Raw genomic sequence first — 10,419 nt, forward strand, 5'->3', positions numbered from 1 at the left:
CTGCGGGCCGGTGAACCCGACCACCGGGCTGTGCTCCGCCAGCGTGCTGCGGAACGCCTTCTCCAGGGCGGTGAGCGGAGTCTCCTCGGGGGAGTGCTCGGTCACGGTGCGGGCCAGGCCCTGGGTGAACAGCTCGTGGTGGTCGAGCGCCAGGTCCTCCTTGCGCGGGAAGTAGTTGGTGACCGTCTTCTTGGCGACGCGGGCCGCGGTCGCGATCTCGGCGATGGTGGTCTGCTCGAAGCCCTGCTCGATGAAGAGCCGGGTGGCGCAGTCGGAGATCAGCTGCCGGGTCTCCTGCTTCTTGGACTCGCGGAGCCCCATCTCGGTAGTCATGGAGCAATCTTACACCCGTAGCAAATTTATGCTTGACGGCCTCCGGTGCCCCTGGGTAAAGTTACGTCCGTCGCAAAGTTGGCCCGGGGTGCCTGTCAGGTGCCGGGCAGGGCACGGGCCGTGCGCAGGGGGGAGCGGTAGACCGGCAGCCAGACCAGGGCCAGACCGGCCGCGCCCACCCAGAGGGCGGCCCGCTCCGAGAAGACGGAGCCCAGCAGGCCGGCCAGCAAACCGCCGACGGTGAGTGCACCGGTGAGGAGGACGCGCATGGTGGCGTTCATCCGGCCGAGCAGGTGGTCGGGGGTGACGTGCTGACGGAAGCTGACCTTGATCACGTTGTCGATGCCCACCTTGACGGTGGTCACCAGCCACCCCCCGGCCGCGCACCAGAGTGCCGGACCGCGGTCGGCCAGGGCCACCAGGGCCCCGGTCGGGGCCACCGCCAGACCCATCAGCCAGAGCAGCCGGCCCGCGCCCAGCCGGCGTGCCAGCGGACGGGCGAGCAGGGAACCGAGGAGGATGCCGACGCCGCCGACGGCGAGGAAGAGCCCGGTCGCCACGTCCGGCAGCCCCAGCGTGCGCGCGAACAGCAGCGGCAGCATGGTCTGGCACAGCTGGAGGGAGAGGTTGGTGCAGGCGCCGGCGAGCGCGATCGGGCGCAGCACCGGATGGCCGAGGACGAAGCGCAGCCCGGCCCGGATCTCGTCGGCCAGCCGCCGGCCACCGGGCGGTGCGGGCTGGGGTGCCGGCTCCGGACGGCGGATGCGCCACAGCAGCCAGGCCGAGCCGAGGTAGCTCGCGGCGTCCACCAGCACCGCCACCGGGGCGGTGAGCAGGGACACCAGGAGCCCGCCGGCGCTGCGCCCGCCGGTCTGGGCCACGGCGTCCACGGTGACCAGGTGGGCGTTGGCCCGGGTGAGAGCGGAACGCCCGACCAGGGCCGGCAGGTGGCTCAGCGCCGCGAGGTCGAAGAAGACGGTGGCGGCACCGGCCAGCAGTGTCACCGTGCAGAGCTGGGCGAAGGTCAGGCAGCCGAGCGCCCAGGCGGCCGGGACGGAGCCGAACAGCGCCGCGCGGGCCAGGTCGGCCGCGATCATGACGGGCCGTTTGCGGAGCCGGTCCACCCAGGCCCCGGCCGGCAGGCCGATCAGCAGGAAGGCGGCGGTGCTCAGCGCGGCGAGCAGTCCGATCTGCCAGGCCGGGCTGTGCAGGGCGAGCACGGCGGTCAGCGGCAGGGCCAGGGTGCCGACGGCGGTGCCGGCCTTGCTGACGGCGGTCGCCGCGAGCAGGAGCCGGTGGGCCGGGTCGGGGGTGGCGTCGCGGTCGGGGGTCGGTGCGGCCTGCGGCGGGCCCGCGGGAGGGGTGGTGGTCGTCATGGGGACAGACCCTGGCCCGCCCGCCCCGGAGGCGGCCACGGATTCGGTGTCAGCTAAATTCACGCCCGTGCCGTCCGCGGCAGCGACCCCGCCCCGACCGCCGATCCCGGAGCGTGAGACCCCGATGCTGGACCTGGAGTTCACCACCCGGGACATGGCCCGCACCCGGTTCGCCATCTCCCCGCTCTGGGAGGTGGTCGCCGCCGTCCGCGTCCTCAAACGGCCCGCCGAGCACCCGCTGCACCTGCCGTGGAGCGGTCCCGTGCGGGAGCGGCTGGCCACCGCGCGACTCGACTGGGGTCTGCTCGCCGACCTCGTGCCGGCGCCGCCCCGCACCATCCCGGTCTTCGTCGCGCCGCCGCCGACCACCTCGGTGCCCGACCTCGCGCTCGAACTCGACGGACTGCGCGCCACCGCGCCCGGACTGGTCCGCGCCGCGCTGCACGGCCCCCGCGCGCCGTCCTCGGACCGGGTCGCCGCCCTGCAGGCGGACCCGGTCCGCGAACTGGCCGCGCTCGCCGACACCGTGGAGGCGTTCTGGGAGCTCGCGCTCGCGCCGTACTGGCCCCGGCTGCGGGCGCTGCTGGAGGGCGACGTGCTGCACCGGGCCCGGCTGCTGGCCCGAGGGGGCGCCCAGGAGCTGCTCAACGACCTCGCGTCCCAGGTCAGCTGGGAGGAGGGGACGCTCCGCGTCAGGCACTGGTACGCCCGTGGCGGGCGGCGCCTGGGCGGGCAGGGGCTGCTGCTGGTGCCCTCGGTGTTCGTCTGGCCCCGGGTGTTCTCGGTGACCGGCCCGGGGTGGCAGCCGACCTTGCGGTACCCGCCGCGCGGGGTCGCCACGCTCTGGGAGCACCGCCGGCGCGAGCCGTCGCGCGCGCTGGCGGCGGTCCTCGGCCGGACCCGCGCGCTGCTGCTCGCCGAGCTGGACGGCCCGGCGTCCACCGCCGAGCTCGCCCGCCGCACCGGGATCACGGCCGGCGGAGTCTCCCAGCACCTCGGCGCGCTGCGCGAGGCCGGGCTGCTCGACGCGCACCGCGCCGGCCGGTACGTCCTCTACGCCCGGACCGAGGCCGCCGAGGTGCTGCTCGCGGCGGCCTCCTCGTGAGGACGCCGGCCGCCGTGCGCGACACCTACGGGCTGCCGTAGCCGCCCCCGCCGGGCGTGCGGATCTCCAGGGCGTCGCCGGCCCCGACCTCGGCGTTGGCGCAGCCGGGCAGCGGTTCGACGGTGCCGTCGCGGCGGAGGATCCGGTTGCTGCCGAGCCCGCCGGGCGAGCCGCCGGCCAGGCCGTACGGCGGCACCCGGCGGTGGGCGGTGAGCAGGCTGAGCGTCATCGGTTCGCGGAACCGGAGCCGCCGCAGCGCGCCGTCGCCGCCGTGCCAGCGGCCCGCGCCGCCGCTGCCGGGGCGGACGGCGAACTCCTCGACCAGGACCGGCAGGCGCCATTCGAGGACTTCCGGGTCGGTGAGCCGGGAGTTGGTCATGTGGGTCTGGACGACGTCGGCGCCGTCGAAGCCCGGGCCGGCGCCGGAGCCCGAGGCGATGGTCTCGTAGTACTGGTGGTGCTCGTTGCCGAAGCTGAGGTTGTTCATCGTGCCGGAGCCCTCGGCCTGGACGCCCAGGGCGGCGTAGAGGGCGCCGGTGATGGCCTGCGAGGTCTCGACGTTGCCGGCGGCGACGGCGGCGGGGTACTGCGGGGCCAGCATCGACCCGGGCGGGACGACGATCTCCAGCGGGCGCAGGCAGCCGTCGTTGAGCGGGATGTCGTCGGCCACCAGGGTGCGGAAGACGTACAGCACCGCCGCGGTGACGACGGCGGAGGGGGCGTTGAGGTTGCTGTCGAGCTGGGGCGAGGTGCCGGTGAAGTCGATGGTGGCGGTGCGGCGTTCGCGGTCGACGCGGACCTCGACGGCTATCACGGCCCCCGAGTCGGTCTCGTAGCGGTACGCGCCGTCGGACAGTCCGTCGATCGCCCGGCGCACCGCCTGCTCGGCGTTGTCCTGGACGTGGCGCATGTAGGCCTGCACGACGTCGAGGCCGAAGTGGTCGATCATCGCGTTGACCTCGGCGACGCCCTTGTGGTTGGCGGCGATCTGGGCGCGCAGGTCGGCGAGGTTGGTGGCCGGGTCGCGGGACGGGTAGGGGGCCTCGGCGAGCAGCCGCAGCGTCTCGGCCTCGCGGAGCCTGCCGTCGGTGACCAGCGGCCAGTCGTCGAAGAGCACGCCCTCCTCGTGGATCTCGCGGCTGGCGGCCGGCATGGAGCCCGGGGTGATGCCGCCGATCTCGGCGTGGTGCCCGCGGGACGCGACGAAGAACAGCACGGTCCGGCCGCCGGGGGCGAAGACCGGGGTCACCACGGTGAGGTCCGGCAGGTGGGTGCCGCCGTGGAACGGGTCGTTGACGGCGAAGGTGTCGCCGGGGCGCATGGCGGGGCCGCGGCGGCGGATCACCTCCTTGACGGTGGTGCCCATCGAGCCCAGGTGGACCGGGATGTGCGGGGCGTTGGCGACCAGATTGCCGTCCGGGTCGAAGAGCGCGCAGGAGAAGTCCAGCCGTTCCTTGATGTTGACCGACTGGGAGGTGGACTCCAGCCGGGCGCCCATCTGTTGGGCGATCGCCATGAAGAGGTTGTTGAAGACCTCCAGCAGGACGGGGTCGGCCCGGGTCGGGACGGCGGCCTCGGCGTGGGTCCTGACCTGCTCGACCAGCAGGTGGCCGGCCGGTGTCAGGGTGGCCCGCCAGCCGTCGTCCACCACGGTGGTGGCGTTGGCCTCGGCGACCACGGCCGGTCCGTTGACGGTGTCGTCCGGGCGCATCGACTCCCGTTCCAGCAGCGGCACCTGGCGCCAGGAGCCGCCGGTGTACAGCTGCACGGTGGCCGGCGCGGACGACCCGATCGGCCGGTCCGCGCCGGCCTTCCCGTCCGCCCCTGCCATCCCGTCCGCGCCGGTCTCTTCATCCGTCCCGCCAGGCGGCGCCGGGAGGGTGCCCAGTTCGGGCTGCTCGGTGAGGCCGGTGGCCTCCACGACGAGGGCCTCGACCACGACCGGGCGGTCCAGCAGGAAGGAGTAGGTGGTCCGGTGCCGCTCCTCGAACGCGGCGGCCATGTCGGCCGGTTCGCCCAGCGTCACATCGAGCGTGGTGTCGGTGCCCTCGTACCGCAGCCGGGCCCGGTGCGCCAGCCGGATCCGCTCCGGCGCGGTGCCCTGGTCGAGCAGTTCGGCGGTGGCCTCCGCGGCCAGCCGGCCGGCGAGCGTGCGCACGTCCGCCATCGACTCCGCCGCCAGCGGGAGTTCGGCGGCGTGTTCGCGCAGCACGGTGGTGTCGGCGAGGCCGATGCCGAGGGCGGACAGCACCCCGGCCATCGGCGGGACGAGCACGGTCCGGATGCCCAGGGCCGCGGCCACCGCGCAGGCGTGCTGGCCGCCCGCGCCGCCGAACGTGGTGAGCGCGTACCGGGTGACGTCGTGGCCCTTCTGGACCGAGATCCGCTTGACGGCGTTGGCGATGTTGCCCACCGCGACCTTCAGGAAGCCCTCGGCGGCCTGCTCGGGCGAGCACGGCGAACCGGTGGCGGTGGCGATCTTCCCCGCCAGTTCGGAGAACTGCTGCCGGGTCGGTTCCTCGTCGAGCGGCTGGTCGCCGTCCGGCCCGAAGACCTGCGGGAAGTGCCGGGCCTGGATCCGGCCGAGCAGCAGGTTGGCGTCGGTGACGGTCAGCGGGCCGCCGCCCCGGTAGCACGCGGGGCCGGGGGTGGCGCCCGCCGAGTCGGGCCCGACCCGGAACCGGGAGCCGTCGAAGCGCAGCACCGAGCCGCCGCCGGCCGCGACCGTGTGGATCGCCAGCATCGGCGCCCGCAACCGCACCCCGGCGACCTGGGTGGTCACCACCCGCTCGAACGCACCCGCGTAGTGCGACACATCGGTGGACGTGCCGCCCATGTCGAAGCCGATCACCCGGTCGAAGCCTGCCAGCCGGGACATCCGGACCATGCCGACGATGCCGCCGGCCGGGCCGGACAGGACGGCGTCCTTGCCGCGGAAGTGCCCGGCCTCGGCCAGCCCGCCGTTGGACTGCATGAACATCAGCCGGACCCCGGCCAACTCCGCCGCCACCTCCCGCACGTAGCGCCGGAGACCGGGGGAGAGATAGGCGTCCGCCACGGCGGTGTCGCCGCGCGGCACCAGCTTCATCAGCGGGCTCACCTCGCTGGACAGCGACACCTGGGTGAAGCCGAGCTCCTCGGCGAGCCGGCCGATCGCCTGCTCGTGCGCCGGGTGCAGGTAGCTGTGCAGGCAGAGCACCGCGACGGACCGGATGCCGTCCGCGAGGCAGCGGTTCAACTCGCCGGCCAGCAGGCCGAGATCGGGCGGGCGCAGCTCGGTGCCGTCGGCGGCGGTCCGCTCGTCCACCTCGATCACCCGGGCGCAGAGCGGCTCGGGCAGCACGATCTCGCGGGCGAAGATCTGCGGGCGGTTCTGGTAGCCGATCCGCAGCGCGTCGGCGAATCCGCGGGTGACGACCAGTGCGGTGGGCTCGCCGGTGCGCTCCAACAGGGCGTTGGTGGCCACCGTGGTGCCCATCCGGACGGACTCGACCGGCTCTCCGGGCGGCAGCAGGGCCCGGACGCCGGCGACGGCCGGATCGCGGTAGCGGGCCGGGTCGTGCGAGAGCAGTTTGTGCGTCAGCAACCGCCCGTCCGGGGCCAGCGCGACGACGTCGGTGAAGGTCCCGCCCCGGTCCACCCAGAACCGCCAACCGCGCGGCCCGCCCGTGGTTCCCGGCGTGCCCGTCCCGCCCGGCGTTCCCGTCATGCCCGGCTCCCTCCGCCGTGCCGCGCGGCGGGCCGGCCGCCCCGCGGCGCCCCGTGCACGAGTATCCGGCCGGGCGGTCGAGCGGTGCAAACGCGACATAATGGGCGGGCGGGCCACCCGCGAGCGCCCGAAGGGGCGCACCGGGGCCGGAAAGGCGGTGACGCGGTGACGGCGGCCACGACGGTGGGGGTGCTCCGGGAGACCGTGCCGGGTGAGCGCCGGGTCGCCCTGGTGCCCGGCCTGGTGCCCGCGGTCGCCCGGCTCGGGACGGCGGTCGTGGTCGAGGCGGGCGCCGGTGCCCAGGCCGGGCACCACGACCAGGACTACCGCGCCGCCGGTGCCACCGTGGCCGGGCGGGCCGAGCTGCTCCGCCGCGCGGACGTCCTGCTCGGCGTCCACCCGCCGGCCGTCGACCCGGCGCACGCGCTGCACGGCGGACAGGTGCTGGTCGCGATGCTGCACCCGCGCCGCATCCCCCACCGGGTACGCCAGTGGGCCGACCACGGGGTCACGGCCGTCGGCCTCGACCTGGTGCCGCCCGGTCCCTCGGCCGGTCACCCGCTGGACGCCGAGGCCTCCCAGGCCCGGATCGCCGGCTACCGCGCGGTGCTGCTCGCGGCGGTCCGGCTGGACCGCTGTCTGCCGCCGTGGGGCTCGGCCGGGGCGCTGTTCGAAGCCGTCCGGGTGCTGGTGGTCGGCGCCGGCCACGCGGGACTCCAGGCCGCCGACACGGCCCGCCGGCTGGGGGCGCAGGTGCAGGCGGTCGAGCTGCGCCGCCCCGGACGGGCGGCGGTGGCCGCCCTCGGCGTCGGCCTGCTGGACCTCCCGGGGCTGCGCCCGGTGGCGGGCGACCGGGAGCTGTGGGAGAGCCTGGACCAGGACCGCGCCGCCTGGTCGGCCGGGACGGCCGCGGCCGTCGTCCACCACGATCTGGTCGTGACCGCACTCGCGCTGCCCGGCCGGCGGCCGCCCGTGCTGCTGAGCACCGCCGCGGTGGCGGCGATGCGGCCGGGCTCGGTGCTGGTGGACCTTTCCGCCGGCCCGGAGGGCGGCACCATCGAGGGCGCACTGCCGGACACCACGACCCTGGTCGGCGACGGGGTGACGGTGATCGGCGCCGGGGACCTCGCGGCGCAGGTGCCCGGCACCGCCTCCGAGGCCTACGCCCACAACGTGCTGGCGCTGCTCGCCCGCCTGCTGCGCGACGGCTCGCCGGTCGTCGACCCGGCCGATCCGGTGCTGCACCCGATGGTGGTCACCCACCGCGGGACGGTGCGGCACGAGCCCACCCGGCTGCTGCTGCAGGCGGCCACCGCGGCGGCGGGCCTGCCGTGAGGCGTGTCCGAGGGCCGGTCTCAGACCGCGGCGCCGGCCCGGGAGAACAGCCCGGCGTGCCGGGCGATCGATCCCGCGTGCGCGGCGCACCGCTGGTAGCAGCAGGCGAGCACCACCAGGTCGGCGGTGTCGACCGGGTCGGCCGGCGCCGGTTCGCGGACCAGCAGCTCGTACAGCAGCCGCTGGCGCGCGCCGAGCTCGTGCAGTCGCGCCAGGACGTCCGCGACGCCCTCGGGCGCGCCCGACTCCAGCACCCCGGCCGCCTCCGCGACCAGCTGCAGCGCCGTGTCGGCGATCCCGGACAGCGGGGCCCGCAGCCGTTCGTCGACCCGGTCCCGCTCCTGCCGCGACCAGGCCACCTCCAGCAGCCGCTCGGCGAGCTGTCCCAGGGCCTCCACCTCGGTGCCGACGTGCACGCCGGCGACGACCCCGGCGGGCCCGGCGAGCGTGCCGGCCGCGTCCTCCTCGATCCGGGCCCGCAGCTCGGCCAGCGCCTTCTCGGCGGTCCGCACCCCTGCGGCGGCCTCCTCGGCGGGGCGGGTCAGGGTGTCCGTCGCACCCCGCAGGGCGGTGTGCGCGAGCCGGACCAGACCGGCCAGTTCGGTGATCAGCGCACGGTGGGCGCGGTGCGCGTCGGCAGGCATCCGTCGGCTCCCGTCCTCGTCGGCCGGCCCCCGACCAGTGTCACCCCGGCCCCCGCCCCCGGCAGCCCTGAGGCATCCCTCAGGCGGGCAGGAACGACGGCCACCACGGCGGGATGTTGCTCGCGGGGCAGAGCCCCGAGTCCCCGTGGTAACTGTCCATCGTTCCCACCACGGCGAAGTACGCCCACCCGAGCAGCAGCAGCGATCCGACCACGACGGACGCCGGGAGCGCTCCCCGCCAGCCGATCGCCATCCGACGGGTGGCCGCCCGGGCACCCGCCCAGGACACCACCGCCAGCAGCACGGACGCGCCGGTGAGCGGCAGCGCCAGCATGTTCATCTCGAAGCGGCCGGCCGGCTCGAACCCGGCGTCGCAGTAGGCCCGTGCCGCCCAGGTGAGCAGGTATGTGCCGGCGGCGGCCGCGAAGCCGAGGCCGACCACACCGGTGACGGCCAGCCCGCGCAGCACCGCCGGGCCCCGCCGGACCGGCAGGCTCTCCATGCGTAAGGTCATGGTCGTTCCGACGCGTCGACGGCACCGCCCGGTTGCGGCGTACGTACGCTGCCCGCGGCACGCCGCCGCCGGCGTCAGGCGTCAGGCGTCCGTCGGCAGGGCCGGGGCGGCGGGGCGGTGGGGTGCGGTCCGGGGGTGGGCGGGCAGCGGGAGGGTGAGGGCGTCGGGGGAGCCCGGGGGCAGGGCCAGGGCGGCGGTGACCTCGGCGGGCAGCTCGCGCAGCCCGAGCAGGCCGGCGCCGAGACGGGCGGTGGCGCGGTGCCAGTCGCCGATCCGCTGGAGCAGCGCATGGCCGCTGCCGGTCACGGTGTAGCCGCAGACCCGGGCGCCGGCCGCCCGGCCGCGCCCGGCGAAGCCGACGGTCTCGGCGGGCGGGGTCACCTTGTCCCGGTCGCCGTGCAGCATCAGCACGTTGCGCCCGGCCAGCTGCTCGCAGGGGTCCTCCGGCGGGCACCACGGGGCCAGGGCGATCACGCCGGTGACGTTCGGGTGGCCGGCCGAGCGCAGCGCCGCCCGGCCGCCCATCGAGTGGCCGACCAGAAGGGTCGGCACGTGCCCCAGCTCCTCGGCGAGGTCACCGAGCGCGGCGAGGGTGTCCCGGGCGGCGTCGGCGCGCTCGCCGTTCCAGCCGCGGTGGCGGTAGCGGACGGTGCCGATCGCCACGCCCGCGCCCGCGGTCTCGCGGCGCAGCGCCCGGACGAATCCGGTCATCCGCAGGCCGGGCAGGTTGACCGGGCCGGGCCGGGAGAGGCCGTGCTCCTGACCGCCGTGCAGGACCAGCACCGCGGCGGCCGGCTGCTCCGGCAGCTCGCGCCAGACCAGCGCGCGGTGCCCGCCCGTGCCGCCCTGGCAGCGCGTTCTCACCGCGCCCGACGCGTCGTTCCCGCTCACCCGTGCACCGTCCCGCCCCGCCGTCCGTTCCGTGGACCGCCACTGTACGCGCACCCCGTCGGGCGCCGGGCGGCCGTGCGTCCAAGGGCCCGTCTTCATGAAGACGGGCCTAGGGGCCGAGCAGGCCCTGTTCGCGGGCGAGCCAGCAGACGGCGGTCAGCCGGTGCACGGCGTAGTCGTAGCCCACCGGCTCCAGCCGGCCGGACTCGGCGAGCGCGTCCAGGAGGCCGAGCGCGTAGGCCGACAGATCCGCCCGGTCCAGCGGCCGGGGCGGCAGTTCCGGACCCTGCGCGTGCAGCAGCTCGCGGATCTGCGCGGCGTGCTGGTCGACCGCGGCGACGAAGCCGGGCGCGACGGCGAACTCGGCGAGCCGCGGCGTGAAGGCGGCGACGATCCCGGGCAGTGGGCAGCCGGCCGGCTGGTCGGGGAGGAGCCGGTGCGACTCGTCGGGCGTGGCGGACATCCGTCCACGGTAGGCGAGCCGGCCCCCGGTCCGGGCCGCCCGGTCTGAG

At 76.0% G+C, this 10,419-nt stretch carries 9 protein-coding genes; 2 read left to right on the plus strand and 7 right to left on the minus strand.

What is annotated here, in order from left to right:
• Both ABZ885_RS28695 and ABZ885_RS28700 read right to left on the minus strand, forming a co-directional pair.
• Positions 1-321 (minus strand): TetR/AcrR family transcriptional regulator (locus ABZ885_RS28695; protein WP_360194664.1); only part of this gene is annotated, 321 nt, incomplete at its 3' end.
• Between the two features lie 107 nt (positions 322-428).
• Positions 429-1,709: an MFS transporter gene (locus ABZ885_RS28700; RefSeq protein ID WP_360194643.1), complete on the minus strand. Its 1,281-nt coding sequence runs from the start codon at positions 1,707-1,709 to the stop codon at positions 429-431.
• A gap of 67 nt (positions 1,710-1,776) precedes the next feature.
• Between ABZ885_RS28700 and ABZ885_RS28705 the strand changes: the two genes are divergently transcribed.
• Positions 1,777-2,814: a DUF5937 family protein gene (locus tag ABZ885_RS28705; RefSeq protein WP_360194646.1), complete on the plus strand. Its 1,038-nt coding sequence runs from the start codon at positions 1,777-1,779 to the stop codon at positions 2,812-2,814.
• A gap of 25 nt (positions 2,815-2,839) precedes the next feature.
• Here the strand turns inward: ABZ885_RS28705 and ABZ885_RS28710 are convergent, their stop codons facing one another.
• Positions 2,840-6,523: a hydantoinase B/oxoprolinase family protein gene (locus tag ABZ885_RS28710; protein WP_360194649.1), complete on the minus strand. Its 3,684-nt coding sequence runs from the start codon at positions 6,521-6,523 to the stop codon at positions 2,840-2,842.
• 165 nt (positions 6,524-6,688) lie between these two features.
• Between ABZ885_RS28710 and ABZ885_RS28715 the strand changes: the two genes are divergently transcribed.
• Positions 6,689-7,858 (plus strand): NAD(P) transhydrogenase subunit alpha, encoded by a 1,170-nt coding sequence (locus ABZ885_RS28715; RefSeq protein WP_360194652.1) that lies wholly within the window; start codon positions 6,689-6,691, stop codon positions 7,856-7,858.
• 20 nt (positions 7,859-7,878) lie between these two features.
• Here the strand turns inward: ABZ885_RS28715 and ABZ885_RS28720 are convergent, their stop codons facing one another.
• The 4 genes from ABZ885_RS28720 to ABZ885_RS28735 all read right to left on the minus strand — a co-directional run.
• A complete protein-coding gene (locus tag ABZ885_RS28720) occupies positions 7,879-8,502 on the minus strand; it encodes a hypothetical protein (protein ID WP_360194655.1) in 624 nt (207 codons plus the stop codon).
• A gap of 79 nt (positions 8,503-8,581) precedes the next feature.
• Complete coding sequence (locus ABZ885_RS28725) at positions 8,582-9,016, minus strand: hypothetical protein (protein ID WP_360194658.1); 435 nt, start codon at positions 9,014-9,016, stop codon at positions 8,582-8,584.
• A gap of 81 nt (positions 9,017-9,097) precedes the next feature.
• Complete coding sequence (locus ABZ885_RS28730; protein ID WP_360194660.1) at positions 9,098-9,907, minus strand: alpha/beta hydrolase; 810 nt, start codon at positions 9,905-9,907, stop codon at positions 9,098-9,100.
• A 109-nt stretch (positions 9,908-10,016) separates the two neighbouring features.
• Positions 10,017-10,419 (minus strand): DUF6401 family natural product biosynthesis protein (locus tag ABZ885_RS28735; RefSeq protein ID WP_360194662.1); only part of this gene is annotated, 403 nt, incomplete at its 5' end.

The sequence above is a fragment of the Kitasatospora sp. NPDC047058 genome (assembly GCF_040643935.1).
In the GTDB taxonomy this organism is placed as follows: Bacteria; Actinomycetota; Actinomycetes; order Streptomycetales; family Streptomycetaceae; genus Kitasatospora.

Bases quoted from the DNA above. Each gene is read 5' to 3' on its own strand.
- ABZ885_RS28725 (WP_360194658.1), bottom strand. From the start codon at position 9,016: ATGACCTTACGCATGGAGAGCCTGCCGGTCCGGCGGGGCCCGGCGGTG.
- ABZ885_RS28700 (WP_360194643.1), bottom strand. From the start codon at position 1,709: ATGACGACCACCACCCCTCCCGCGGGCCCGCCGCAGGCCGCACCGACC.
- ABZ885_RS28710 (WP_360194649.1), bottom strand. From the start codon at position 6,523: ATGACGGGAACGCCGGGCGGGACGGGCACGCCGGGAACCACGGGCGGG.
- ABZ885_RS28720 (WP_360194655.1), bottom strand. From the start codon at position 8,502: ATGCCTGCCGACGCGCACCGCGCCCACCGTGCGCTGATCACCGAACTG.